The organism is Limnomicrobium aquaticum (assembly GCF_040545545.1).
In the GTDB taxonomy this organism is placed as follows: Bacteria; Pseudomonadota; Alphaproteobacteria; order Rhizobiales; family Rhizobiaceae; genus Ensifer_A; species Ensifer_A aquaticum.
Map to the genome: position 1 here is coordinate 1,507,129 of NZ_JBEPMB010000001.1, position 24,484 is coordinate 1,531,612.

General features: G+C 59.2%; 24 protein-coding genes, 1 tRNA gene and 1 pseudogene. 9 read left to right on the forward strand and 17 right to left on the reverse strand.

The features are described 5' to 3' along the window. Positions 1–8: 8 nt before the first annotated feature. The 8 genes from era to rpoZ all read right to left on the reverse strand — a co-directional run bounded on the left by era (position 9) and on the right by rpoZ (position 6,747). A complete protein-coding gene (gene era, locus ABID16_RS07555) occupies positions 9–929 on the reverse strand; it encodes a GTPase Era (RefSeq protein ID WP_354555676.1) in 921 nt (306 codons plus the stop codon). A gap of 34 nt (positions 930–963) precedes the next feature. Further along, a complete protein-coding gene (gene rnc / locus ABID16_RS07560; RefSeq protein WP_354555677.1) occupies positions 964–1,653 on the reverse strand; it encodes a ribonuclease III in 690 nt (229 codons plus the stop codon). Continuing rightward, positions 1,653–2,393 carry a signal peptidase I gene (lepB, locus tag ABID16_RS07565; protein ID WP_354555678.1) on the reverse strand — a complete coding sequence of 247 codons (741 nt, stop codon included), beginning with the start codon at positions 2,391–2,393 and terminating at the stop codon, positions 1,653–1,655. Before lepB ends, rnc begins: the two co-directional genes overlap by 1 nt. Before the next feature lie 162 nt (positions 2,394–2,555). Continuing rightward, a complete protein-coding gene (acpS, locus tag ABID16_RS07570; protein ID WP_354555679.1) occupies positions 2,556–2,963 on the reverse strand; it encodes a holo-ACP synthase in 408 nt (135 codons plus the stop codon). A 25-nt stretch (positions 2,964–2,988) separates the two neighbouring features. After that, positions 2,989–3,525 (reverse strand): DUF2062 domain-containing protein, encoded by a 537-nt coding sequence (locus ABID16_RS07575; protein ID WP_354555680.1) that lies wholly within the window; start codon positions 3,523–3,525, stop codon positions 2,989–2,991. A gap of 207 nt (positions 3,526–3,732) precedes the next feature. Next, positions 3,733–3,888, reverse strand: a complete 156-nt coding sequence (locus ABID16_RS07580; protein WP_112626795.1) for a DUF3563 family protein — start codon at positions 3,886–3,888, stop codon at positions 3,733–3,735. Between the two features lie 148 nt (positions 3,889–4,036). Beyond that, a complete protein-coding gene (locus tag ABID16_RS07585; RefSeq protein ID WP_354555681.1) occupies positions 4,037–6,241 on the reverse strand; it encodes a RelA/SpoT family protein in 2,205 nt (734 codons plus the stop codon). Positions 6,242–6,348: 107 nt separating this feature from the next. Then, positions 6,349–6,747 (reverse strand): DNA-directed RNA polymerase subunit omega, encoded by a 399-nt coding sequence (gene rpoZ, locus ABID16_RS07590; protein ID WP_112694152.1) that lies wholly within the window; start codon positions 6,745–6,747, stop codon positions 6,349–6,351. Positions 6,748–7,404: 657 nt separating this feature from the next. Here rpoZ and ABID16_RS07595 point away from each other — a divergent pair. Beyond that, on the forward strand, positions 7,405–7,983 hold the full coding sequence (locus ABID16_RS07595; protein WP_354555682.1) for a LabA-like NYN domain-containing protein: 579 nt from the start codon (positions 7,405–7,407) through the stop codon (positions 7,981–7,983). Positions 7,984–8,069: 86 nt separating this feature from the next. Next, positions 8,070–8,357 (forward strand): hypothetical protein, encoded by a 288-nt coding sequence (locus tag ABID16_RS07600; protein WP_354555683.1) that lies wholly within the window; start codon positions 8,070–8,072, stop codon positions 8,355–8,357. A 136-nt stretch (positions 8,358–8,493) separates the two neighbouring features. Here ABID16_RS07600 and smpB read toward each other — a convergent pair whose 3' ends face one another. After that, the gene (gene smpB, locus ABID16_RS07605; RefSeq protein WP_354555684.1) at positions 8,494–8,973 is read right to left on the reverse strand and encodes an SsrA-binding protein SmpB; all 480 of its coding nucleotides are present in this window, start codon (positions 8,971–8,973) and stop codon (positions 8,494–8,496) included. Beyond that, a complete protein-coding gene (gene dapA, locus ABID16_RS07610) occupies positions 8,973–9,854 on the reverse strand; it encodes a 4-hydroxy-tetrahydrodipicolinate synthase (protein ID WP_354555685.1) in 882 nt (293 codons plus the stop codon). The genes smpB and dapA overlap by 1 nt, the downstream gene beginning before the upstream one ends. Before the next feature lie 212 nt (positions 9,855–10,066). On the opposite strand from dapA, the gene ABID16_RS07615 reads away from it, so the two are divergent. The 5 genes from ABID16_RS07615 (at position 10,067) to ABID16_RS07635 (ending at position 15,233) form a co-directional block, all read left to right on the forward strand. Continuing rightward, positions 10,067–12,127: a lytic transglycosylase domain-containing protein gene (locus tag ABID16_RS07615; protein WP_354555686.1), complete on the forward strand. Its 2,061-nt coding sequence runs from the start codon at positions 10,067–10,069 to the stop codon at positions 12,125–12,127. A gap of 46 nt (positions 12,128–12,173) precedes the next feature. Continuing rightward, positions 12,174–12,431, forward strand: coding sequence for a toxin HicA (locus ABID16_RS07620; RefSeq protein WP_354555687.1), 258 nt, complete (start codon positions 12,174–12,176; stop codon positions 12,429–12,431). Beyond that, positions 12,424–12,747, forward strand: a complete 324-nt coding sequence (locus ABID16_RS07625) for a type II toxin-antitoxin system HicB family antitoxin (RefSeq protein WP_354555688.1) — start codon at positions 12,424–12,426, stop codon at positions 12,745–12,747. The genes ABID16_RS07620 and ABID16_RS07625 overlap by 8 nt, the downstream gene beginning before the upstream one ends. A 27-nt stretch (positions 12,748–12,774) precedes the next feature. Then, positions 12,775–13,659, forward strand: a complete 885-nt coding sequence (locus tag ABID16_RS07630) for an alpha/beta fold hydrolase (RefSeq protein ID WP_354555689.1) — start codon at positions 12,775–12,777, stop codon at positions 13,657–13,659. Between the two features lie 149 nt (positions 13,660–13,808). Then, positions 13,809–15,233: a mannose-1-phosphate guanylyltransferase/mannose-6-phosphate isomerase gene (locus ABID16_RS07635; RefSeq protein WP_354555690.1), complete on the forward strand. Its 1,425-nt coding sequence runs from the start codon at positions 13,809–13,811 to the stop codon at positions 15,231–15,233. Positions 15,234–15,280: 47 nt separating this feature from the next. On the opposite strand, the gene ABID16_RS07640 is transcribed toward ABID16_RS07635, so the two are convergent. From ABID16_RS07640 to ABID16_RS07660, 5 genes and pseudogenes are all read right to left on the reverse strand, one after another. Continuing rightward, positions 15,281–17,353 (reverse strand): NAD(+) synthase, encoded by a 2,073-nt coding sequence (locus tag ABID16_RS07640; RefSeq protein WP_354555691.1) that lies wholly within the window; start codon positions 17,351–17,353, stop codon positions 15,281–15,283. Positions 17,354–17,555: 202 nt separating this feature from the next. Further along, positions 17,556–18,623, reverse strand: a complete 1,068-nt coding sequence (locus ABID16_RS07645; RefSeq protein WP_354555692.1) for a porin — start codon at positions 18,621–18,623, stop codon at positions 17,556–17,558. Positions 18,624–18,955: 332 nt separating this feature from the next. Further along, positions 18,956–19,356 (reverse strand): annotated as a pseudogene (locus ABID16_RS23620) (porin); the annotation flags it as partial. Between the two features lie 139 nt (positions 19,357–19,495). Next, positions 19,496–19,586: transfer RNA gene (locus ABID16_RS07655), tRNA-Ser, on the reverse strand. Positions 19,587–19,986: 400 nt separating this feature from the next. Continuing rightward, the gene (locus ABID16_RS07660; RefSeq protein WP_354555693.1) at positions 19,987–20,178 is read right to left on the reverse strand and encodes a hypothetical protein; all 192 of its coding nucleotides are present in this window, start codon (positions 20,176–20,178) and stop codon (positions 19,987–19,989) included. Between ABID16_RS07660 and ABID16_RS07665 the strand changes: the two genes are divergently transcribed. Both ABID16_RS07665 and ABID16_RS07670 read left to right on the forward strand, forming a co-directional pair. Beyond that, positions 20,171–21,202, forward strand: a complete 1,032-nt coding sequence (locus ABID16_RS07665) for a porin (protein ID WP_354555694.1) — start codon at positions 20,171–20,173, stop codon at positions 21,200–21,202. The two genes, ABID16_RS07660 and ABID16_RS07665, sit on opposite strands and share 8 nt — an antisense overlap. Before the next feature lie 202 nt (positions 21,203–21,404). Continuing rightward, a complete protein-coding gene (locus ABID16_RS07670; protein ID WP_354555695.1) occupies positions 21,405–22,451 on the forward strand; it encodes a porin in 1,047 nt (348 codons plus the stop codon). Positions 22,452–22,740: 289 nt separating this feature from the next. Here the strand turns inward: ABID16_RS07670 and ABID16_RS07675 are convergent, their stop codons facing one another. Next, the gene (locus tag ABID16_RS07675) at positions 22,741–23,958 is read right to left on the reverse strand and encodes an NAD(P)/FAD-dependent oxidoreductase (RefSeq protein WP_354555696.1); all 1,218 of its coding nucleotides are present in this window, start codon (positions 23,956–23,958) and stop codon (positions 22,741–22,743) included. Positions 23,959–24,027: 69 nt separating this feature from the next. Continuing rightward, positions 24,028–24,429, reverse strand: a complete 402-nt coding sequence (locus ABID16_RS07680; protein WP_354555697.1) for a rhodanese-like domain-containing protein — start codon at positions 24,427–24,429, stop codon at positions 24,028–24,030. Positions 24,430–24,484 lie beyond the last annotated feature (55 nt).

Here is a 24,484-nt window from a genome sequence, read left to right on the forward strand (position 1 = left end):
CGTAGTTCCTACTTCGAAAAATCCAGCCCCATCTCGCGATAGCGTTCCGGGTCGTCCGACCAGTTCTCGCGGACCTTGACGAACAGGAAAAGATGCACCGGCTGTTCCAGGATGGCGGAGATTTCCTTGCGGGCGGCGGTCGAGATGGACTTGATGGCCTCACCGCCCTTGCCCAGCGTGATCTTCTTCTGGCTGTCGCGCTCGACATAGATGACCTGTTCGATGCGCACCGAACCGTCCTTGCGCTCTTCCCACTTTTCGGTCTCGACATGCGAGGAATAGGGAAGTTCCTGATGGAGGCGCAGGAACAGTTTCTCGCGGGTGATTTCGGCGGCGAGCTGGCGCATCGGGAGATCCGATATCTGGTCTTCCGGATAATACCATGGACCCGCCGGCAGTTCCTTGGCGAGATAGTCGAGCAGGTCGTCGCAGCCTGAGCCGGTCGTGGCCGAGATCATGAAGGTTCGCTCGAAGGCGATCTTCTCGTTGGCGTCGGCGGCAAGCTTCAACAGGTCTTCGTGTTTGACGCGGTCGATCTTGTTGAGCGCCAGCAGCTTCGGCTGCTTGACCTCCTTGAGGCCTTCCAGAATGGTCTCGACATCGCCCTTGAGACCGCGTTCGCTGTCCACGATCAGCAGGATATAGTCGGCGTCCTTCGCCCCGCCCCAGGCGGTCGTGACCATGGCACGGTCGAGCCGGCGGCGCGGTTTGAAGATGCCGGGCGTGTCCATGAAGACGATCTGGGCATTGTCATGAATGGCGATGCCGCGCACGATGGCGCGCGTCGTCTGCACCTTATGGCTGACGATCGACACCTTGGCACCGACGAGGCGGTTGACCAGCGTCGACTTCCCCGCATTGGTCGCGCCGATCAGCGCCACGAAGCCGGAATGGGTTTCAGCGGGTTGGCCCGCCTCAAGGTCAGTCATCACGAGTATCCAGTTTTTGAGAATATAAAGCTTCTTACTTCCAGACGCCTTCGCGTTCCAGAAGTTTCGTCGCGGCGACCTGTTCGGCCGTGCGCTTGGAGCGTTCGATGCCGGTCTCGGGCGCCACGCCCTTGACTTCAACCACGACGGTGAAGCGCGGTTCATGGTCGGGGCCGGAGCGATCGACGATCTTGTAGACCGGCGTGACCTGGAAGCGGGCATGCGCCCATTCCTGCAGCTCGGTCTTGGCGTCGCGCTTGGCGGCGCCCGCCTTGGTGGCGCGCTCGGTCCAGTTGGCGAGCACGAAACGGCGCGCCACTTCCAGGCCGCCGTCAAGATAGAGCGCGGCAATCAGGCTTTCAACGACATCGGCGCGCACGTTCAGCATGCGGCTGCCGGTCACCTTCTTCACGTCGGCGCCGGTGCGGATATATTTGTGCAGTTCAAGACTGTCTGCCACTTCGGCGCAGGTGGCGGCCGAGACGAGCTGATTGAGACGGACGGAAAGCTCGCCCTCATCCGCGTCGGTGAAGCTCGTGAAAAGGAGTTCGGCGACGCAAAGGCCAAGAACGCGATCGCCGAGGAATTCCAGCCGTTCATAGTTCGTGCCCTTGGATGTACGGGCGCTCGAATGGGTCACGGCGCGTTCGAGCCTGTCCTTGGCCCGGAACTCATGCCCGATCACCTTCTCCAGCGCGGCGCGCTCCTCCGGCCTCAGCGTCATCAATCGACGCCCTTGAACAGACGGTTCCAGCGCATGTTGGTGGGCCACTTCCAGATTTCGGAGAAGGCTGTGTCATTGCCAAGCGAGAAGAAGATCATCGACGCCTTGCCCACGAGGTTCTCGGCCGGCACATAGCCGACGTCGAAGCGGCTGTCGGCGGAGTTGTCGCGGTTGTCGCCCATCATGAAATAGTGGCCCGGCGGGACGATGAATTCGCGCGTGTTGTCACCCAGCGTATCGGGGCTCTCGTCCAGCGTGTCATAGGTCACGCCATTGGGGAGCGTCTCACGGAAGACGGGAATGTTCTGGCCCGGATCCTTGGCATAATCGGAATTGAACGAACCGTCGGCCACCTTCGGCACGGCCTGACCGTTGACGTAGAGAACGCCGCTCTTCATCTGGATGCGGTCGCCCGGCAGGCCGACGCAGCGCTTGATGTAATCGATTGAGGGGTTCGGCGGGAAGCGGAAGACGACGATGTCGCCGCGCTTCGGATCGGACCCGAAGATGCGGCCGTTGAACAGATCCGGCGAGAAGGGCAGCGAGTATTTCGAATAGCCGTAGGCGAACTTGTTGACGAAGATATAGTCGCCCACGAGCAGGGTCGGCATCATGGAGCCAGACGGAATGGTGAAGGGCTGGACAAGCACGGTGCGGATGAGGCCGGCCAGAATCAGCGCCTGGATGACGACCTTGACCGTTTCCCAGAAGGAATTCTCGGGTTTGACTTTCTCAGACACGTTGCTCATTTCCTTGTAGCGCCTTTCTCCGGCGATGCAGTGCGGCCGTCCCGCACGTTAAACGTTGCGTGACAGCGCGTCGGGATTGTCTAACCACTTCTGAACCGGGCGGCAAGCGTCTTGAAACCAAGCGTTTGCGCAAGTTCTGCAGGCTCAGTCGCATCAGGATTGCGGCAAAGGAAGGGCTTCCAGGATTACAAATGCTTGAGCTAACGGAAAATCGTCCGTGATGGTCAGGTGAACGACCGCATAATGGCCTGCCGGCGTGATGGCCGCGAGCCGTTCGGCAGCACCATTGGTGAGCGCCATAGTGGGCTTGCCGCTCGGAAGGTTGACGACGCCCATGTCGCGCCAGAAGACGCCCTGGGCGAGCCCCGTACCCAATGCCTTGGAGCATGCCTCCTTGGCGGCGAACCGTTTGGCATAGGAGGCGGCACGCTCCTTGCGGCGGTCGGACTTGGCCCGCTCGACCTCGGTGAAGCAGCGATGTGTGAAACGGTCCCCGAAGCGTTCGATGGACTTTTCGACGCGGCGGATGTCGATGAGATCGCTGCCAATGCCGATGATCATGCGTCTCTGCCTCCAGCCATGTCCGTCAACGTGCGTTGAGCCGCGCCTGCCGTCTGGCGCGGAAGATGGTCACCGCCTGCACCATGATGAAATAGCCGATGAGGCCGCCGGCGAGGCCAAGGGGAATAGATCCGATCAGCAGCGGCTTGAGGATCGGCGCCCAAAGCTCGCTGAGCGACAGCCTGTGCACGAGTTCATGGAGGTGGATAGTGCCCATCGACTTCGCCTTGGCGCCGAGAATCATCTGCCCGGTCTCCCAGGTTGCGGCCCAGATGAAGGGATAGGTAAAGGGATTGCCAACCAGCACGGTGCAGGCCACGGCCGCAATCATGTTGCCGCCGAAAATCCAGGCGAGTGCCGCCGCGAGCGCCATGTGCACACCAACCAGTGGCAGAAAGGCCGAGAAGATTCCCGTTCCGACACCAATGCCGATCGCCTGCGGCGTGGCGCGGATGCGCATGAATTTCAGCATCTGGTAGCGCATCGCCCGGCCGAAGCTCATTCGCTTGCGCGGCGGGCTTTCGGACGACTCAAATGCGAGATCGGCGGTCTTGTGTTTCATGGCAACGATATAAGACCTGGCGTTTTCCAGCACAATGGGGAAGACAATCTGCCTCGGTTACAAGCAGCGGCCCGTCGCGATCTCGCTGGACGGCAGAAACAAAAAAGGGCGCGGAACCCGCACCCTGCTTCTTCATCTTTCCCGATTTGGGGGCACGTCCCAAGCGCACCCGGCGCAAGGGAGACGACCTTCGAGGCTTTTCAGACCTCAGAACTGACCACGGCGGAATTCGCCACGATCGATCTGGCGCATGCGAAACTCGAGATCATAACGATCCTTCGCGCCATTGAGATAAGCCATTTCACGCTCCTGCTCCGTGGGAATGCGGAGCGCACGAGCCACTTTTTTCAGCGAGCCGAACATCTTTTCAAGTCCTTCTTGATCAACATCTGTTTACGAACATGAAGATAATGCTGCATCGCAACATCAACAAGCGCAAGCTTGCCTTGGCAGCCATGCGCGAGACGCATGCCGAAATTTTAACCTTTTATTTTCAATTTCTTGGAGGCGATTACTCGAACAATCGCTTCACTGTTGCAACGCACTGAAGCTCTTTCAGCTGGGTAATCAGCTGGTTGAGCTGGCGCAGATCCCACACCTCGAGTTCGAGCTGCATTTCCGTGAAGTCGGCTGCAACACGCGTCATGGTGAGCGTGGCGATATTCACGTCAGTCGTGGCGACATTCTGGGCAATCGTGGCCAGCGTTCCAGGCTCGTTGATGGCGCTGATCATGATGCGGGCGTTGAAGCGCGACTTGTTGGCGAGGTCGAGATCCCAGCGCACGTCGATCCAGCGCTCAGGCTCGTCCTCGAACTGCTGCAGGCCGGGCGACTGGATCGGGTAGATGGCAAGACTCTTCTCACCGTCGAGAATGCCGACAATGCGGTCGCCGGGAACTGCGCCGCCGGTGGCGAAATGCACCTGGATGTCGTTCGAGAGGCCACGGAAGGGCATAGGCTCGCCCGATGGCGTCTTCTGCTGGCCGGGCACCTTGAAGATCATGCCGGAGGCGGAGTTCATGGCGAACCAGCCGTCATCGGAATTCTGCTTCACCGTGACGCGCTCGTCCTGATAGTCCGGGTAGACGGCGCGAAGTACGTCGAGCGACGACAGCTCCCCTCGCCCGACGGCGGCAATCGCGTCTTCCGCCTCCTTGTGGCCGAGGCGGAAGAGCGAGGCCTTCAATACATCGCGGGAGAAGACCTTGCCGGCGCGGTCGAAGGTGCGCTCCAGGATGCGATAGCCCAGGCCGGCATATTGCTTGCGGATGGCGAGCCGCGTGGCGCGACGGATAGCCGAGCGCGCCTTGCCGGTCACGACGATCTCTTCCCACGCTGCCGGCGGCACTTGGACACCGGAGCGGATGATCTCGACTTCATCACCATTGGCGAGCCGCGTCACCACAGGCATGATACGGCCGTTGATCTTGGCGCCGACGCAGGTGTCGCCGACATTGGTGTGAACGGCATAGGCGAAGTCGATGGGCGTGGCGCCGCGCGGCAATGCGATGAGCTTGCCCTTGGGGGTGAAACAGAAGACCTGGTCCTGGAAGAGTTCGAGCTTGGTGTGCTCAAGGAATTCTTCCGGGTTGTCGCCTTCGGACAGCGCCTCGATGGTCTGACGCAGCCAGGAATAGGCGTTCGATTCGCGCGCCAGCGTGTCCTCGGCCTGCCCGCTCTGGCCGTCCTTGTAAATGGAATGCGCTGCGATGCCGTATTCGGCGATTTCGTTCATGCGCAGCGTGCGGATCTGCAGTTCGATTCGCTGGCGAGACGGCCCGACAATGGTCGTGTGGATCGAGCGGTAATCGTTCTGCTTCGGCGTTGAGATATAGTCCTTGAACCGGCCGGGCACGACGCGCCAGCGGGTGTGGACGATGCCGAGCGCGCGGTAGCAGGAGGGAATGTCCTCGACGAGGATGCGAAAGCCGTAGACGTCGGAGAGCTGCTCGAAGGAGAGCGACTTCGACTGCATCTTGCGAAAGACAGAGTACGGCTTCTTCTGCCGTCCCTTGACCACGGCCTTGGTCAGGCCGTTCTGGGAGAGAAGCTCCATCAGTTCCCGTTCGATGTTCTCGATCAGGCCTTCATTGCTGGCAGACAGGCCCGCAAGCCGCTTCGTGACCGTATCCCAGGCTTCCGGATTGAGATGGCGGAAGGAGAGTTCTTCCAGCTCGTCGCGAACGCCCTGCATCCCCATGCGACCGGCAAGCGGCGCATAAATTTCCATAGTCTCTTCGGAAATGCGGCGGCGCTTCTCGTCGCGCATGACGTCGAGCGTGCGCATATTGTGCAGCCGGTCGGCGAGCTTGACGAGAAGAACGCGCAGGTCATCCGATATCGCCAGCAGCAGCTTGCGCAGGTTTTCCGCCTGCTTGGCCTTCTGCGAGACGAGTTCCAGCTTCTTGATCTTGGTCAGGCCCTCGACGAGGCGGCCGATATCCTTGCCGAAGATTTCGTCGATCTCGGCACGTGTCGCCGTCGTGTCCTCGATCGTGTCATGCAGGAGCGCGACCGCAATGGTCGATTCGTCCAGATGCATGTCGGTGAGGATGGCGGCGACTTCGAGCGGATGAGAGAAATAGGGATCGCCGCTGGCACGCTTCTGCATGCCATGTTTCTGCATGGCATAGACATAGGCCTTGTTGAGAAGGGCTTCGTTGACATCCGGCTTGTATTGCTGAACCCGCTCAACAAGCTCGTATTGTCGCATCATGAAGCCCGTCTCCCCGGAATCGCAAATGCGCCGCTCCAGACAAGGACCGGCGCATCCAAATGTCGCATCGAAGTCATAGGCTTGTCAGCGACTAAAATGTGGCAAAATCAATAATCGTCGCTTTTTTCCGGCGGCACAAGACCTTCGATGCCGGCGAGCAGTTCTTCTTCCGTCATGCGGTCAAAGGTGAGCGCGTCGGGAAGATCGTCTTCTTCCAGAACGCTACCGGTTGCAGCAGCCTCAGCGAGCGAAGCCGCGTCGGGCTCGGGCTCATCCACTTCGACATGCTTCTGAAGCGAATGGATGAGGTCTTCCTTCAGATCTTCCGGAGAAAGCGTCTCGTCAGCGATTTCGCGCAGCGCCACGACCGGGTTCTTGTCGTTGTCGCGATCAATCGTGATGCCGGCACCCTGCGAGATCTGGCGAGCGCGATGGCTGGCGAGCAGAACAAGCTCAAAGCGGTTGTCGACTTTATCAATGCAATCTTCTACTGTGACGCGGGCCATTGCCTGTCCTTCGTGAATTCGTTTCCTTAAGGGATTGCGGTCTCGATACAGCCAAAGCGTCGCTAGTTCAAGTTTTTCCTCAGCATGGAACTTTTTGCCTGGCTCAGCGCTTATACCAAGGATCATTGATTAGAACCCATTTGACCGGATCGATTTTGACTTCCGGCTAGGAGAAAACCGCAGTCGGACCACAAGGTCCGGCGAGGATTTGCGACAACGTCCGGAAGCCAAAATCGACCGGCCCCACTCGCCAGGCCGCTTTGCTGAAAGCAAAGCGATTGCACTGGCGAGCAGCTTTATCCGTTTGCAGGATTGCAATCGCAATCCTGCGGGCGGGTGGCATGGAAATCGGCCACCGGAGGGCGTCGAAATCCTCGACCGATGCTTTTGCATCGCTCTCCGGTTTCTCCTACCCGGATGTCCGTTTCCATGCCATCAAATGGGTTCTAATCAATGATCCTTGGTATTACACAAGTTATTGCATCAAATGTAGCCTAATTTGGTTGCAATTCATTGGTAAATCTACGGATATGCGGTTGCTTGAAGCCCCGCACACCACCAGATAATAAGGGTGCGAAACCGAACTCGCCTGTTGACGGTTTCGGTTTATAATATTAGCCGTTTCTTAAAAAGACGGTAGAGAGCAGGGATGGATCGATGTTCGACCCCAGAGAAAAAATTGCACTTTTCATCGATGGCGCGAATTTGTATGCGGCGTCAAAGTCACTGGGTTTCGATGTCGATTATCGTAAGCTCCTCAAGGCCTTCCAGAAACGCGGCTATCTGCTGCGCGCCTATTATTACACGGCTCTGATCGAGGACCAGGAATATTCCTCCATCCGTCCGCTGATCGACTGGCTGGATTACAACGGCTACCGTGTCGTCACCAAGCCGGCGAAGGAGTTTACCGATTCCCTTGGTCGCCGTAAGATCAAGGGCAACATGGATATCGAACTGGCCATCGATGCGATGGAACAGTGCGAAACGGTGGACCACCTGGTTATTTTCTCGGGTGACGGCGATTTCACGACCCTTGTCGAAGCGCTGCAGCGCCGCGGCCGCAAGGTCTCAGTTGTCTCCACCATGGCAACACAGCCGCCGATGATTGCCGATGACCTTCGCCGTCAGGCCGATCACTTCATCGATCTGAATTCGCTGAAGGCAGAGGTCGGACGCGACCCGTCGGAGCGTCAGGCGCGCGTCCACGAGCCTGTGGCCGAAGAGGTGGAAGACTGAAGTAAGGGATGCTTAACCTTGAGACTTGGCAGTTTCGCAAGGTCGATCTGCCAAGCTCCGACGATCAAGATCGTTCCGGTTAACTCATGTCAGACACGCCATCCCACCGCACGCCTCTCCCGGACCTGCTCAAGCAGACCGTTGAACAGTTCGACGTTTCTACTGTCGTCACAAACCCGGACGTGTTGCTGGCAGGCGAAGCCTCTCGGCATTTCCCCGAGCCGCGCAACCGCCGCAAGGACGATATCGAGGCCGCCGAAATCCGGCGCCTGCGCGCGCTCCGCGATGCGATGAAATCTGAGATGGCGCTTGCGGATCAGGCGCTTGAAAATGAAAATGCGCCGGTGCATTCGCAGTTTTACAGGCAGTTCTAGATCGTTTCGGAGTTTCATCGAAACGCTGAATCGAACCGTCTCTTTGCTCTACGAAATTCCGGATGCGAAACCGGTTTCCAATTTCGCTGGAGTTGCTTTGCGGCCAAACAGGTTCCAAATCGGCGAAGCCTGAAGCTCAACCGCGATCCTTGAGGAGCCGCCCCTTCTGGCGGTTCCAGTCGCGCTCTTTCTCGGTCTCGCGCTTGTCGTGCAGCTTCTTGCCCTTGGCAAGCGCCAATTCCATCTTGGCCCTGCCCTTCTCGTTGAAGTAGATTTTCAACGGCACGAGCGTCATGCCCTCGCGGTTGACGCCAATACGCAGGCGATGAATCTCGCGCCTTGACAGAAGCAGTTTCCGGCGACGACGGGTGTCGTGATTGAAGCGATTGCCCTGCAGATATTCCGGCAGATAGGAATTGATCAGCCAGATTTCCCCGTCCTCGTCGGAAGCGTAGGATTCCGCAATGTTGGCCTTGCCGTCACGCAACGACTTGACCTCCGTGCCCGTCAGCACGAGGCCGGCTTCATAGGTATCGAGAATCTCATAGTTGAAGCGGGCCTTGCGGTTTTCCGCAACGACCTTCTTCACTACGCGTTCGCTACCCTTGGGTGCCATCAGTTCAACAATCCTGCATGTTTCAGCGCCGCATCAAGGGCAGCCTTGGTGGATGCCTCGATCCCGACCAGCGGAGAGCGAACCGTTTCACCCATGCGGCCGAGACGCGACAATGCATATTTAGAGCCTGCGACGCCCGGTTCAAGGAAGATGGCCTTATGAAGCGGCATCAGGCGGTCCTGATATTCGAGCGCTGCGGCATAATCGCCCTTCAGCGTGAGGGCCTGGAACTCGGCGCAGAGGCGCGGCGCCACATTGGCCGTGACCGAAATGCAGCCGACGCCGCCATGGGCGTTGAAGCCGAGCGCCGTTGCGTCTTCGCCAGACAACTGGATGAAATCCTTGCCGCAGGCCATGCGCTGTTCGGAGACGCGCTCGATCTTGCCGGTGGCGTCCTTGACGCCGACGATGTTCTTGTGGGCCTTGGCGAGTGCTGCCATCGTGTCCACGCTCATGTCGATGACGGAACGGCCTGGAATGTTGTAGATGATGATCGGCAGCGTGATCGCCTCGGCAATCGCCGAATAATGCGCGATCAGGCCCTTCTGCGTCGGCTTGTTGTAATAGGGCGTGACGACGAGCACGGCATCGGCCCCTGCCTTTTCGGCATGGCGCGCGAGATCGATCGCCTCGACCGTGTTGTTGGAGCCCGCGCCGGCAATGATCGGCACGCGCTTGGCCGCAACCTCGATGCAGAGTTCGACGACACGCTTGTGTTCGGCATGGGACAGCGTCGGAGACTCACCGGTCGTGCCGACCGGCACGAGGCCGCTCGAACCTTCCTTGATCTGCCAGTCCACATGTTCAGCAAAGGCTTTTTCGTCGATCTTCCCCTCGGGCGTGAAGGGTGTGACGAGCGCGGGCATTGATCCCTTGAACATGCGGTATTACCTCACTAGGCGGCCCACAAGCTTTAGCCGCAATCCTGATTATTGTTCTTGGTCAGGCGCTTTCTGCTTCGAGCTTCAGACCTTGTTCCCGATCGCGTTTCTTAGAGGAGTTTGTGACGCCTTGGAAGAACGAAAATCGTAACCGGGACAAGCTTTATGCAACGCGCGAACCGTATATTGTGACGGAAGACCCATCGAGACGCATGACGAAAGTGACCGCACCCATCGCCATAGCTCTGGCCGTCCTCGCACCCATTGCCGGGTGGGAGGCGATGGGCCCGGTGCTGCTTTACAGCGTGGCAACGCCGACGCTGATGGGCGCAGACAAGGATGCGACCTCCTCCTCCGACAAGACGCCGCAAAAGGCCATTATCGCCGCCTCGCAGGGTGCCTTTGCGCTGGGTGTGGAAGCGCTTAAGCGCAATGACACACAGGCGGCTCTCAACGCGCGCGACGACCTTGTGCCGCGCGACGGCATCGAGCGCAAGGCGCTGACCTATGCCATCGTCACGTCGGGGCTGTCCGGCGTTTCCAGCGCGGAATATCTCTCGGCGCGCGAAGAACTATCCGGCTGGCCAGGCCTCGCCGACCTGGATCGCCAGTTTGAACGCGCGCTCTACCGTGAGCGCCCCAGCGACGACGCGATCTTTGCCGCCTTCCGCCTGCGTCAGCCGCAGACGCCGGAAGGGAGCCTGCTCTTCGCCCGCGCGCTGAAGAATGTTGGGGAGGCTGATCGGGCCAGGGGAATCATCGCCAATCTCTGGGCAACGAATGCACTCAACACCTGGCTGGAAGGCGAGGTCCTTACACGTTTCCCCGACATGCTCACCCCTGCCGACCACAAGGCGCGGATGGCCTATCTGCTTTACCGCGACCGGATGAAACAGGCAGCGCGCTTTGCCAAGCTCGGCAATGCGCAGCCGCTTTACGATGCATGGGTTGCGGCGATCAAACAGAGCCCGAAGGCACCTCAACTCCTGAAAGCGGCAGAGACCGGCTTCAAGGGCGACAGTGCGCTGCTCTTTGCCAACGTCCTGCAAAAGGAGCAGGCAAACGATTTCGACGGGGCTGCCGCGCTCCTGCAAAGGCTGCCGCCGGCCGCTTCCGATCGCGTCAATTCGGACGAATGGTGGCACGAGCAGCGGATCGTCAGCCGCGGCCTTTTCGAGGAAAGCAAGTTCAAGGCGGCCTATGATCTCGCCGCTGCCCATGTTGCGGCTTCGCCTGCCGCCATGGCGGATGCCGAATTTCATGCCGGCTGGTATGCGCTGGTCGGGCTGAAGGATGGCAAACTCGCCAAAGCGCATTTCGAGAAGCTGCTTGAGGGAGCGACCACGCCGCAGACGGCCTCGCGCGCCCTCTACTGGCTCGGCCGCGCCGACAGAGCCGCAGGTGGTGACGGGAAAACCTATTTTGCCGATGCGGCCGAGTATGACCACTCCTTCTATGGGCTGATCGCAGCGACGGAGATTTCCGTGCGCCTGCCGGAGGCTGACAGCGAGAAGAGCCAGCCGACACCCTCTGAAAGGCTACTCTTTGCCGGCCAGGAGAGCGTGCGAGCGATCGACCTGCTGCAGAAGGAGAACTATCCCACCGCCGCCAAGCGTCTCTATCGCGGTCTTGCCGACCAGATCGATGATCCGGACGTTCTGACAATCCTGGCGGAGAAAGCAAAGCGCGATCAGGACAGCGCATTGGCGCTCGATATCGGCAAGAAGGCCTATGCGAAGGGTGGCGATGACGCGGCGCTGGCCTATCCGCTTGGCGCAATCCCGGATACGGCCGGTCTCACCGGGCGACAGCTTGCGCTGGCCTATGCGATTGCACGGCAGGAGAGCGGCTTCAACGCCAAGGCAGTCTCGGCGGCCCGCGCGGTTGGCCTCATGCAGATCCTGCCGGGCACTGCGAAAGACATGGCCTCACAGCTCGGCCTCGCCTATGCGCCGGAAAAGCTCACCGCGGATTCCGCCTATAACGCCATTCTCGGCACGCAATATCTGGACAACCAGATCAAGCGACAGGCGGGCTCCTATGTGCTTACCTTCGCCGCCTACAATGCCGGGCCGGGCAAGGTGCGCGAATGGCTCGCCCGCTTCGGCGATCCGCGCGGCAAAGACCTCGAATTCGTCCTCAACTGGATCGAATCGATCCCCTACCCGGAAACGCGCGACTATGTGATGCGCGTCATGGAGAATTTCGAGGCCTATCAGCTTCAGCTCGGGCTGGGGGCGAATATCAAGGCGGATTTGACGGCGGGTGGATAAACGAAACCGCTTGCCGCAGTATCACTAATGATACTAGTGTTCCTTCATGAAGCAGATCGACAAGATCGTTCAGGAGATGGAGCAGGCACCGCGGGACGTAAGGTTCTCCGTGCTATCTTCAGTCTGCGAGCACTTTTTCGGGCCGCCCCGGCAGAAAGGCACGAGCCACAATGTCTATAAAACGCCTTGGATGGGCGATCCCCGCGTGAATATTCAGAAGGGGAAGAATGGCAAGGCGAAAGCCTATCAGGTCAGACAAGTGCTGGCGGCTATCAGGAAATTGGACGGAGGCGACCGTGGTTAATCACCTGCATTACACATACCGCATTACATGGTCAGAAGAGGACCGGGAATACGTGGCGCTTTGCGCAGAGTTCCCGAGCATGTCTTATGTGGCATCCGATCAGGCTGCGGCGCTGAAAGGCCTGACCAAGCTGGTCAAGGGGGTCGTGGAGGATATGCTTGCCAGCGGTGAGCACGTCCCTACTCCGCTGGCTGAAAAGGAATATAGCGGCAAGTTTCAGGTCCGAATTCCGCCGGAGCAGCATCGAAACCTTGCGATCCAGGCGGCAGAACAGGGTGTCAGCATCAATCGTCTCGTGTCAGCGAAGCTCAGCTGAGTTACCGCGGTCGGGAGGAGCCATGACATGACAACACACTATCTCGAACATCACATCCCCTCGCCGGATGGATTGACGCTCTACGCGCGGGAATACGGACGGGATGCAAATGGCGCGTTGGACCGGCTGCCGGTGGTCTGCCTTGCCGGGCTCACGCGCAATGGCCGCGATTTTCATCAGCTGGCGCTCATGCTTTCGACCGATGCGCAGACGCCGCGCCGTGTGGTGACGATCGACACGCGCGGCCGCGGCGGTTCTGAGCGAGACAGCGATCCCTCGCGCTACACCGTTCCGCATGAGGCCGGTGACGTGATGACGGTGCTTTCGGCGCTGGGTATTGATCGCGCCGCCTTCATCGGCACCTCGCGCGGCGGGCTGATCCTTCATGTGCTCGCGGCGGTTCAGCCGCAATTGCTGGGGCCGGTCGTCCTGAACGATGTCGGGCCGGCAATCGGCATGGAGGGCTTGAGGCATATTCAGTCCTATCTTGGACACCGCAGCAGCTTTGCGACGCTTGCCGAGGCCGCCGCAGCGCTGAAGTACGTTCACGCACCGGCGTTTCCCAAGCTCACGGATCAGGACTGGCTGGAATTTGCTCAAGCGAACATGCGGGAAACGGACGGCCGTTTCGAGCCCGACCACGATCCGGCGATAGCGGCGGGCATGGCCGCCCTTGATCTCAGCCAGCCGCTGCCCGAACTATGGGAACAGTTCGACCTGTTTCGGGCCAATCCGCTGATGACGATCCGGGGCGAGAACTCCGTTCTGCTCACGGGGGACATTCTTCAGCGGATGCGAGACAGGAACCCCGACATGGAGGTGCTTGTTGTTCCTGATCAAGGCCACGCGCCCTTGCTTCACCTCGATGGAACAGCGGACGCCATCGCAACGTTTCTCAACCGGGCAGCGTAAACCACGCTTCAAGGTTTTCCAGCCTGTCCGGGTTTTCCCGCCGAGGCATCTCCTGTAGGTTGCCGCCGTTCGAGGGCGGTTTTTGCGCATACCCGGCGCCGCCGGAAGACAGTTGATCGCCTTCTGCGGTCGGTTATCGGAGAGATGTTTTGACGAATTCCCAGAAGATCATCCCCATCCTTCTTGCAGGCGGCGCAGGCGCGCGGCTCTGGCCGGTATCCCGCGATGATCTGCCCAAGCAGTTCCAGCCGCTGACTGGTGAATTTTCCAGCTATCAGGAAACGTTGCGCCGAGTGGGTGACCCAAAAGTCTACGACGCGCCGATCGTCATCACCAATGACGCATTCCGCTTCTTTTCTCGCCGTCAGGCAGAAGCAGCCGGGCACCCGGCAACCGTGGTGCTGGAACCGGCACGCCGCGACAGCGCGGCAGCCGTGGCTGTGGCTGCGGTGATGGCCGAGCGAAGAGCCGCCGGATCGCTGGTGCTGGCGCTCGCGGCAGATCACATGGTTCTGGACGACGACCTGTTCACAAAATCCGTAGAGCTTGGTGCGACAGCCGCACGTGACGGCAAGATCGTCGTCTTTGGCCTGAAGCCGACCGAACCGCGCACCAGCTATGGCTACATCCGCCCCGGAACGCCCATAGGGGGCAATCCGGATCTGGCCCTCGTCGACGCATTTGTGGAGAAGCCGAATGCCGAAACCGCATTGGACTATCTGCGCAAGGGCTATCTCTGGAACTCCGGCAACTTCCTCTTCCGCTCGGATGTGATGATTGCGGAGTTTCGCAAGCATGCGCCGGCCATTCTCGAGGCTGCGGAAGAATCGGTTGCGAAGGCCACGCACGATCTGGGCTTCGTACGGCTGGATCAGGAGAGCTTCGAGCGCTCGCCGAAGAACTCCATCGATTATGCCGTCATCGAGAAGACGAAGGAGATGGCGGTTGTGACCGGACATTTCCGCTGGTCGGATGTCGGCTCCTGGGATGCGATCTGGGAAGTGCTCGACCGTGACGACAAGGACAATGTCATCTATGGCGAGGGCATGGCCCTGAATTCGTCAGGCTGCCTGATCCACTCGGAGGGCATCTACACAACGCTGGTGGGCGTTGAAGACCTGATCGCGGTGTCGACACGCGATGCCGTCATGGTCGTGCCCAAAAACAAGGTGCAGGACGTCAAGAAGCTGGTGGACGAAATGAAAGCCCGAGCGATCCCGCAGGCCGACGGCCACCGCCGCAGCCATCGGCCCTGGGGCACGGTCGACAGCGTCGTCGACGGTGCGCGATACGCGGTCAAGCACATCACGGTCGATTGCGGCGGCATGCTGTCGCTTCAGAAACACATGCACCGGGCGGAACATTGGGTCGTGGTTAGTGGCACGGCGACGATCACCATCGGCGATCACACGCGGCTGGTGACGGAAAATGAGTCGGTTTACGTGCCGGTCGGCGTGGTCCACCGCATTGCCAACGAAGGCAAGGTGCCGCTGGAACTCATCGAGGTCAGGACCGGCAGCTATATCGCCGAGGACGACATCCAGCGGATCGAAGACATTTACGCCCGCGTCTAAGCAGGTCGTGTACGCCCTTTAACGGGGTCATTCTCCGCCGGACCGAGTCAGCGCTTCGTGGATAGGTCTGGCGGCAAATTTGCCTCGAGTTCCTGCAGCCAGACGTTGGCGTTCCCATCCGAGGGCGCGCGCCAGTCGCCACGCGGCGAGAGCGAACCGCCGGAAGACACTTTCGGACCATTCGGCGCGGCTGAGCGCTTGAACTGGCTGGTGGCGAAGAAGCGACGCACGAAGACGCGCAACCATTTCGCAATCGTCTCCAGATCGTAGCTCACACGTTTGTTGTCCGGCGTCATCGGCGGCCACATGCCCATGGCAGCCTCCCGCCAAGCATGGTGGGCGAGGAAGGCGATCTTGGAAGGCGCGAAGCCGTAGCGCGTGGTGAAGTACAGGTTGAAGTCCTGCAAGGCGTAGGGACCGACGAAATCTTCCGTTTTCTGCGCCGGCTCGCCCTTGTTGTCGTCACCAGGAACCAGTTCGGGCGAGATTTCGGTCGCCAGAATCGCATGAAGCACGGCCTTCGCCTCCTCGCCGAAGGTGCCGGTATCGGCGACCCACCGGATGAGATGCTGGATGAGGGTCTTCGACACCGACGCATTCACATTGTAGTGCGACATCTGATCGCCGACGCCATAGGTGCACCAGCCAAGCCCCAGCTCGGAAAGGTCACCCGTTCCGAGCACGATTCCGCCATGCATGTTGGCCAGGCGGAAAAGCACCGAGGTGCGCGCGCCGGCCTGCACGTTCTCGAAGGTGATGTCATAGACCTTCTCGCCCTTGGCGTAAGGATGGCCGATGTCGAGCAGCATGGCCATGCTCGCATCGGTGAGGTCGATTTCCTGTGCCGTCACACCCAGCGCCCGCATCAGCGCCCAGGCGCTCTCCTTGGTCTTCGCGCTCGTGGCAAACGACGGCAGCGTGTAGGCAAGGATGTCGGTGCGCGGGAAACCGAGACGGTCGAAGGCATGGGCGGCGACGAGGAGCGCCTGGGTCGAATCGAGCCCGCCAGAAACACCGATGACGACCTTGCGGACACCGGAGGCCTTGAGGCGCTGCACGAGGCCATGCGACTGGATGTTATAGGCTTCGTAGCAGAGTTCCGCGAGACGCGCGGCATCATCGGGCACGTAAGGAAAGCGCGGCACGGCGCGCATGAGGCCCAGATCGCTCTTCATGTCGGGCTGCAGACGGAAGGACACCCTGCGGAAGGTCCGGCCCCGCACCGACTGGTCGGCGCAATCGCCGAAGGTCACCTGACGCTGCCGTTCGGTCTCGATGAGCCCGAGATCGATATCGGCGAAAATTGTCTGCGGGGTTGGTGCGAAGCGTTCGGCTTCCGCGAGCAGGCGGCCGCATTCATAGATGGCGCCCTGCCCGTCCCAGGCCAGATCCGTCGTCGATTCGCCGGCACCTGCCGCCGAATAGAGATAGGCCGCAAGGCAGCGCGAGGATTGCACGCGGCAGAGCGCGTGACGTTCCTCTGCCTTGCCGATCGTGATGTTGCTGGCGGAAAGGTTCACCAGCACCGTCGCGCCGGCCATCGCCGCATAGGTGCTCGGCGGTACAGGAGTCCACACATCCTCGCAAATCTCGGCATGCAGGACGAGACCTGCCATATCTTCCGCCGCGATCACGATATCCGTACCAAAGGGAACCAGCTCTCCCGCGATTCGAATCTCCGCCGGAACGGCGCCGCCGCCGGAAGCGAAGTGCCGCTTCTCATAAAATTCGCGGTAATTCGGCAGGTAGGTCTTGGGATATGCAGCAAGGAACCGGCCGCCATGGATGGCGATGGCCGTATTGTAGAGGCGTCCGCCTGCAGCGAGCGGCGCGCCGACAAAAAGCACGCATGCCATATTACGGCTCGCCTCGGCGATGAAGGCAAGCGAATCGTGCACCGCCTTCTGGAGCACTGATTGCTGGAGCAGATCGTCGATGGAATAGGCTGAAATGCCAAGTTCCGGAAAGAGCACGAGCGATGCGCCCTGCGCGTCAGCGTCGCGGGCCATCGAGATCGTGGCTTTCGCATTGGCCATCGGGTCCGCCAGAACAACCGCAGGCGTGGCGACGGCCACGCGGACGAAACCGTGACGGTGAATATTGAAGAAGCCGCTGTTCATGATCCGATCCCGCCTGTGCCTGTTTCAGGAGATAATGGCGGCGGGAAGCAAAGGCAAGCATGTTGGCCGAATGCGATTCAGCCGGCCGGTGCCTTGGCGCTACCGACCGAGGCAGCCGCAAACGACAAAGGGCCGGAACGCTGTGCGCCCGGCCCCGTGAAATGAGCGCGGAACCGTTGAGGTTCCGCGCATGTCTTGATGATTAGAAGTTACGCTCGAAGCGCAGGAAGCCACCGGCTACGCGGTCGCTGTCATAACGGCCTTCGACCAGGACATCGAAGCCCTTGGCAACGTTATAGCCAATGTTGCCGACAACCAACTGATAGCGCGGAGTGAAGGCATAGGAGTAATCGACGGCCGCGAACAGCTTCGGAGAGATGTTGACGCGTGCGCCAGCAAGCAGCGTGAAGCCGCTATAGCTTACGCCACGAACCGTTGAAAGAGCATAAGCGCTGGTCGACGTCTGCGAATACGTACCCATCAACTTCAGCATAACCGGGTCAATCGTCGCACTGACGTAACCCTGCCCAGCCCACGAACGGTCAGCAACATCGTAGTTGAAGCCCAGAGCTGCTTCGTAATTGCCGAAAGTGCCCTTGCCGGCTGCCAGAATGCCAGCGGTCTTGCCGCCCGTGTTGGTCAGGTCTTCGGCGCCTGCAATGTAGGAGAAGGCGCCAACCTTACCCTGAGCAACGGCATAGGAGCGAACTGCATAGAGGTACAGACCACCCCAATCGGTGAAGCCGCCATAGTTGAAGAAGCGAACCCATGCGGTTTCATTGTAACCGACTTCAAAGCCGGTCGCGCCAGCGTCGATGCCTGCATGGAACCAGGCAGCGGTTGCGTTGTAGGTGTTGCCGGTGCTGACGCCCGTGCCCGCTACAGAACCTGCAATGCCACGATACTGCAGCCAGGAGTAAACAGTGCCGACGTCGGTGCTGTTCTTGGCTTCAACGGTCAGACGAGCCTGCGTCGAGCTGTTCGCGTTCACACCGTTGGAATAGGTGGTCCACTTGTAGTTCTGGTTAATCGGACCAGCGCCGAACAGACCGGAGTTGCTGCTATAGCCCACGTCATAGCGAACCATGCCGCTGATCTTGAGGCAGGTTTCCGTGCCGGGGATGTAGAAGTAGCCGGTGCCGAATGCGTCGCAAACCTTTACGTATTCCATAGGTTCCGGAGCCGCGGCAACGATGGCGTCAGCAGCGTTTACACCAGAAACCGCGGCGAGAGCTGCGGCGGAGCCGAAAAGCAGGCCCTTAATCTTCATGATATCCCCTCATAAGGTTGGTTAATGACCAAATGAGGTAACTTATTCGACCAAGCGTGGCAACCTCTGCAAACTCGTGACACAAAACAGACACAGAATAAACGAAGCAGGTGCAACATTTTTGCAACTAGGAGCCGCTCGCACGCCCCCCCAGGCAGTCTTGTTCCGAACAAAAAGCCGTCCGACTTATACCAAGGAGCATTGATTAGAATGTGCGCTCGAAGCGGAGGAAGCCGCCGTAGCCGAAGAAGCGGGTCCAGCAGCGGTCGTATGAACCGACTTCCATTCCATAAGCGCCAGAATCGATGCCCGCATTGGAAGCAGGCGATTTTTCCGTTGTCATTGGTTCCGGTGTTGATGCCGTTATCAGCGACGGAACCGTTGCAACCGCGGATCTGGACGAAGGAGTAGAATGTGCCGACCTCAGTCGAGTTCTTGGCGGCGATGCTGAGGCGGTAGAGCGAGCCGTTGCAGGAAGACCACTTGTAGCCAGGACTCGTGGAACCCAGCATCAGCGGGTTATTGCCGCAACCGACCTGCCAGCGAACGAGACCGCCGATACGCAGGCATGCTTCGGTGCCGGAAATATAAAGTAGCCGGTGCCGAAAGCGTCGCAAACATTGACGTATTCCATGGGTTCCGGAGCTGCAGCAATCATTGCATCAGAGGCCTGTGCGCCGGAAACAACTGCGAAGGCGGTTGAGGAGCCGAGAAGAACGCTCTTGATGTTCATTTTTGACCTCCAGTCAAATATGAACATTCCGGGCGTCTTGACCGCTGCGAACAATCGACAACCCGCTCGGCAAGAGGTTGTCACCCAAGTCTTGGGGACAATCTGTTACCTATCTCTTCGGTATGTACAAGAGTTTCAGTGGCGGAGAGGAAGGGATTCGAACCCTCGATACCCTTATGAGGTATACTCCCTTAGCAGGGGAGCGCCTTCGACCACTCGGCCACCTCTCCAACCACGAAGCGGCTGATAAAGAAAAGGCTGCGTTGAATCAACAGCAAACTTCATCAAAAACATATTGCGATGATCTGCTGTGCACAGGAGATCGGGCGAAAACGATTCCAGGCGTTAAGAGAATCGCCGGAGGGACTCACTGCGCATCTCGCGCCGGATAGCTCCCAAAAGTTGCTCAGGGACCGTTTTCTGCAACCCTGCAACTCGTCACAAGACCCAGGCTGGGTGCGCCAAACCCGTTTCAAAACGGGATCTCCATGCCTTCCGAACGCATCCAAAAGATTGATAAAATCTTAAATTCCGCACCACAAGCTTTTGATCCAAAAGAACTTTTGTTAATTCATCGGTAACGAATTGCCGCTGCGTCGGTCCAATTCGTGTCTTTTGCGCAACAACGTTTCATGAAGCGAGGGGAAACGATGCCTCGGGACGCAGTTGATGATTGCGCCATCGAAACGGTTTTGTATTTTCAAATCCGGAAGCGAGGCGGAAGTCGCCGCTCTTCTTTTGGTTTGGGAACGGGCAGGGAAACTGCCTTGCAGTTAACTCGCTCCCAATTTGAACAATTGACTGGAGGTCAAAAATGAACATCAAGAGCCTTCTTCTCGGCTCCGCAACTGCCTTCGCAGTTGTATCCGGCGCACAGGCCGCTGACGCAATCGTCGCTGCAGCTCCGGAACCCATGGAATACGTCAAGGTTTGCGACGCTTTCGGCACGGGCTATTTCTACATCCCCGGCACCGAAACCTGCCTGAAGATCTCGGGTCAGGTTCGTTGGCAGCTGAACTACTCCAACGCACCGCTCTTCGGCGCTACGCAGACGAACCCCGGCTACAAGTGGTCTTCGTTCAACAGCGGCTACGGCAAGGTTGAAATCGACGCCAAGAACTCGACCGAAGTTGGCACCGTTTACTCCTGGCTCCGCATTCAGGGCAACAACGGTTTCGTTTCCGGCTCGGGCGTAAGCACCGGCAACACGTATAACGGCTTCAACGCAGCCTTCTACGCTGGTGTTGACGCTGGCGCATTCGGCTTTGAAGTCGGTTCGCACGACACCTACGTGCACCGCAACATCGTTGCTGGCGGCTTGACGGATGACGGCGGCAACCACAAGGGCATGACGACGTCCTACGCTGCCGTCTACGGCAAGTCGGGTGCGATCACCTGGGCAGTTGGCGTTGACGACTGGTCGAACGTTGCTGGCAAGACCGCTGGTCTGATCGCTGGCGTTCGCTATGGCGACATCGCCAAGGATCCCTTCTCGGGCGCTATCGATGTAAACTACGATATCGCAGCCAAGGCTTTTGGCGCGAAGGGCTATGTTCAGGCGATCTTCAACCCGGTTACGCTGCGCTTGATCGGCGTCTACTCGGCTAAGGCAAACAGCCAGTACGCTCCGGCTCAGGGCTTCAGCATCGTAGCTGGCGGCAAGGTTCAGCTTACCCCGCAGTTCTTTGCAGCTGTTGACTACTCCTACTCCTTCACGCCGAAGACCTGGCAGGTTGCCGGCGACCTGGGTTGGAACGTTGCCAAGGGCTTCGACCTCCTCGTGGAAGGCAAGTACACCAGCGCCAAGGTTTCGTCTGGCTTCCTGCGCGTACAGCGCAGCTTCTAATCCGCAAGGGTTTTTCTGTGGAGGTCCGGTTCGCCGGGCCTCCATTTCATATCCGGGATAGCCCGAAGGCTGGCCGGCAAAAAGATGATCGCAGCACTTTGTATGCGTGCGACGCTTTTCTCCAGAATGTCGATGAAGGCCGCCTCTCTTCGGGGACGGGCTAGTTGACGTTACCTAACACTCTTTGAATGGGGTCATTCAGATGAATATCAAGGGTCTCCTCCTTGGGACGGCGGCTGCGTTCGCAGTTGTTTCCGGTGCCCAGGCTGCTGATGCTATCGTTGCTGCCGCTCCGGAGCCGATGGAATACGTAAAAGTTTGTGACGCATTCGGTACCGGCTACTTCTACATTCCCGGCACCGAAACATGCCTCAAGATCAACGGCAGCGTTCGCTGGCAGTTGAACTACTCCAACAACCCCGCCCTTCTGACAACGCAGGCCGCCGGCACGCCGACAAATGCGGGCTATCACTGGTCGTCGAATACGGGCTCTTATGGTCGTATCGAAGTCAATGCGAAGAACTCGACTGAAGTCGGTACTGTTTATTCGTTCATTCGCATCACGGGCAATAGCGGCTCGGTTGCGGGTAGCGGCGTCAGCACGGGTACGACTTACAACGGGTTCACCACCGCATTCTACGCTGGTGTTGACGCTGGCGCGTTCGGTTTCGAAGTCGGTAACTTCGATACCTACCTGCACCGTAACATCGTTGCCGGTGGTCTGACCGATGACGGCGGCAACCACAAGGGTATCACGACGTCCTACGCTGCCGTCTACGGCAAGTCGGGTGCCCTTACATATTCTGCTGGCGTTGATGACTGGTCGAACGTTGCTGGCAAGACCGCCGGTCTGAACGCTGGCGTACGCTATGGTAACATCGACAAGGATCCCTTCTCGGGCGCGATCGCTGTTAACTACGACATTGCAGCCAAGGCTTTTGGCGCGAAGGGCTATGTTCAGGCGATCTTCAACCCGGTTACGCTTCGCTTGATCGGTGTATACTCGGCTAGCGCGAACAGCCAGTACGCTCCGGCTCAGGGCTTCAGCATGGTAGCTGGTGGCAAGGTCAACCTGACCTCGCAGATCTTTGCTGCAGTTGACTACTCCTACTCCTTCACGCCGAAGACCTGGAACGTTGTCGGCGATCTGGGCTGGAACGTCGCCAACGGCTTCGCAGTCCTCGCCGAAGGCAAGTATACCAGCACGAAAACCTCCTCGGGCTTCCTCCGCTTCGAACGTTCGTTCTAAGCAACTCACCAAAATCCCTGATAATTTTGGGGTGCATAGGTTGAAAAAAACACCAGGGGGCGAAACTATCGCCCCCTTTTGCTTGCGTAATATATATGAATATTTATATGAAATGAATTGCAAAAGCCTATTTGACCGGGCGATACGCAATCAATTTTGAATTAAACAACGCCAGGAACGCACCATCAACTTCGCTGTCCAGGAAGGCCGAATGTTTCGAGATCCCACGCGTCCAGCCTGCTGGAGCTCTGGAACAGTTATTCCCATGAACTGCGTTGGTAGAAGTCCGCTAAATCAATGACTTGATATCAACCCCGAGGTCGGAGACCGCGTCTCGCACGCGTGCAGGCCTGCCGCTGTCCAGCAGCTTCTTGGCCACCACGTAAGCCTTGGCATCATTGACGGCATCCACGGCGATGAGATCGCCGGAAGCGAAATACCAGACGGAAGACGCGCCCTCGCGCGCGCCGGGACGGGCGATCGTTTCGTCATAACCGGCATTAAAGCCGGCAATCTGCAGCTTGACATCGTATTGATCGGACCAGAACCATGGCTTCGGGCGATAGGGTTCATTTGCTCCGGTCAGGTTGAGCGCGATATTTTCTGCCTGGTCAACGGCGTTCTGGACCGATTCCAGGCGGATTGGCCGGCCTTTCCAGTCCTGTTCGGCGCAATCGCCCATCGCGTAGACGTTCGGGTCGGAGGTGCGGCCGAATTCGTCCACCGAAATACCGTTGCCGCAGGCGATTCCAGCAGCGCGTGCCACGCCATCCTCGGCAAAGGCACCTATTCCGGCAATGACCAGATCGATCTCCAGGCGGCGGCCATCCGAGAGTTCGGCGCCGGTTACATGGCCCGCCTCGCCCACTAATGCGGCAAGTCCAACGCTTTCGATAATCTCGACGCCATGATGGCGGTGGATCGCCCGAAAGATGTCAGCGGTTGCCGGAGATGCCACGCGTGCAAGAATGCGCTCCGCCGCCTCGATGACGGTCACCTCGAGTCCGAGATGCCGCGCAACGGAGGCTGCCTCCAGGCCAATATAACCGCCGCCGACGACGAGCAGCCGCTTTCCGGCCACCATATGGGGGCGCAATCGGTCGGCATCGGCGAAGCTGCGGATTGTGAAGATGCCGCCGAGCCCTTGCGTCATGGATTCGGGCAGGCTGCGCGGGGTTGAGCCCGTGGCAAACACCGCCTGACCATAGTCAAGGCTTTCGCCATTTGAGAGAGTGACCTGTTTGCCCGCGCGGTCGAGCGACACGGCGCTGACGCCTGTCACAACATCGACGGCGTTTTCGGCAAACCATTCCGTGGTGCGGAACATCAACCGATCAAGCGACATCTCACCCAACAGATACTTCTTCGACAGCGGTGGCCGCTGATAAGGATAGGCGTCTTCGCGGGAAACGATGGTGATCGGACGCATGTCGTTCAGCGCCCTCAGCTTTGCCGCGCAGGCGAATGCCGCCTGCCCTCCCCCGATGATCACCAGCCGTTCGGACACGTCATAATCTCCACGCTTCACCCTGTCGCGCGCGAAACTAGCCGGAGTGTGTGGCATTGGAAAGCCGTTTCAGTCCAATTCCGTTCTGAATTCAAAACCCTCGTCGGCCCAGCCGGTTATGCCGCCGATCATGATCTTTACCGGGCGGCCAAGGCGTGCGAGGCGAAGAGCGGCCCGGTCCGCACCGTTGCAATGAGGGCCGGCGCAGTAGACGACAAAGAGCGTGTCCTGCGACCATTCAGCCATGCGGTTGGCGGTCATCTTGCCGTGCGGCAGGTTCAAGGCACCCGGCAGATGCCCCTTGCGGTAAAGATCTGGGGACCGGACATCGAGAAGAACGAAGTCGCTTAGCCCAGCCTGCTGCGAGGCATGAACATCCCAGCAATCCGTCTCAAAGGTGAACTTGGCGGCAAAGTGGCGTTCTGCATCTGAACTAGCGGCTGCGGGAATCTCGGCGACCGGGCTTGGCATATGTTGGCTCCTCTTGTTCTGCTTCCGTTGCGAACGATTGATACAAAAGGTTCGC

Excerpts from the sequence above, each read along its gene's own strand:
- era (WP_354555676.1), bottom strand. The coding sequence starts at position 929 with ATGACTGACCTTGAGGCGGGCCAACCCGCTGAAACCCATTCCGGCTTC.
- rnc (WP_354555677.1), bottom strand. The coding sequence starts at position 1,653 with ATGACGCTGAGGCCGGAGGAGCGCGCCGCGCTGGAGAAGGTGATCGGG.
- acpS (WP_354555679.1), bottom strand. The coding sequence starts at position 2,963 with ATGATCATCGGCATTGGCAGCGATCTCATCGACATCCGCCGCGTCGAA.
- ABID16_RS07575 (WP_354555680.1), bottom strand. The coding sequence starts at position 3,525 with ATGAAACACAAGACCGCCGATCTCGCATTTGAGTCGTCCGAAAGCCCG.
- ABID16_RS07580 (WP_112626795.1), bottom strand. The coding sequence starts at position 3,888 with ATGTTCGGCTCGCTGAAAAAAGTGGCTCGTGCGCTCCGCATTCCCACG.
- ABID16_RS07585 (WP_354555681.1), bottom strand. The coding sequence starts at position 6,241 with ATGATGCGACAATACGAGCTTGTTGAGCGGGTTCAGCAATACAAGCCG.
- rpoZ (WP_112694152.1), bottom strand. The coding sequence starts at position 6,747 with ATGGCCCGCGTCACAGTAGAAGATTGCATTGATAAAGTCGACAACCGC.
- ABID16_RS07595 (WP_354555682.1), top strand. The coding sequence starts at position 7,405 with ATGTTCGACCCCAGAGAAAAAATTGCACTTTTCATCGATGGCGCGAAT.
- ABID16_RS07600 (WP_354555683.1), top strand. The coding sequence starts at position 8,070 with ATGTCAGACACGCCATCCCACCGCACGCCTCTCCCGGACCTGCTCAAG.
- smpB (WP_354555684.1), bottom strand. The coding sequence starts at position 8,973 with ATGGCACCCAAGGGTAGCGAACGCGTAGTGAAGAAGGTCGTTGCGGAA.
- dapA (WP_354555685.1), bottom strand. The coding sequence starts at position 9,854 with ATGTTCAAGGGATCAATGCCCGCGCTCGTCACACCCTTCACGCCCGAG.
- ABID16_RS07615 (WP_354555686.1), top strand. The coding sequence starts at position 10,067 with ATGACGAAAGTGACCGCACCCATCGCCATAGCTCTGGCCGTCCTCGCA.
- ABID16_RS07620 (WP_354555687.1), top strand. The coding sequence starts at position 12,174 with ATGAAGCAGATCGACAAGATCGTTCAGGAGATGGAGCAGGCACCGCGG.
- ABID16_RS07630 (WP_354555689.1), top strand. The coding sequence starts at position 12,775 with ATGACAACACACTATCTCGAACATCACATCCCCTCGCCGGATGGATTG.
- ABID16_RS07640 (WP_354555691.1), bottom strand. The coding sequence starts at position 17,353 with ATGAACAGCGGCTTCTTCAATATTCACCGTCACGGTTTCGTCCGCGTG.
- ABID16_RS07645 (WP_354555692.1), bottom strand. The coding sequence starts at position 18,623 with ATGAAGATTAAGGGCCTGCTTTTCGGCTCCGCCGCAGCTCTCGCCGCG.
- ABID16_RS07665 (WP_354555694.1), top strand. The coding sequence starts at position 20,171 with ATGAACATCAAGAGCCTTCTTCTCGGCTCCGCAACTGCCTTCGCAGTT.
- ABID16_RS07660 (WP_354555693.1), bottom strand. The coding sequence starts at position 20,178 with ATGTTCATTTTTGACCTCCAGTCAATTGTTCAAATTGGGAGCGAGTTA.
- ABID16_RS07670 (WP_354555695.1), top strand. The coding sequence starts at position 21,405 with ATGAATATCAAGGGTCTCCTCCTTGGGACGGCGGCTGCGTTCGCAGTT.
- ABID16_RS07680 (WP_354555697.1), bottom strand. The coding sequence starts at position 24,429 with ATGCCAAGCCCGGTCGCCGAGATTCCCGCAGCCGCTAGTTCAGATGCA.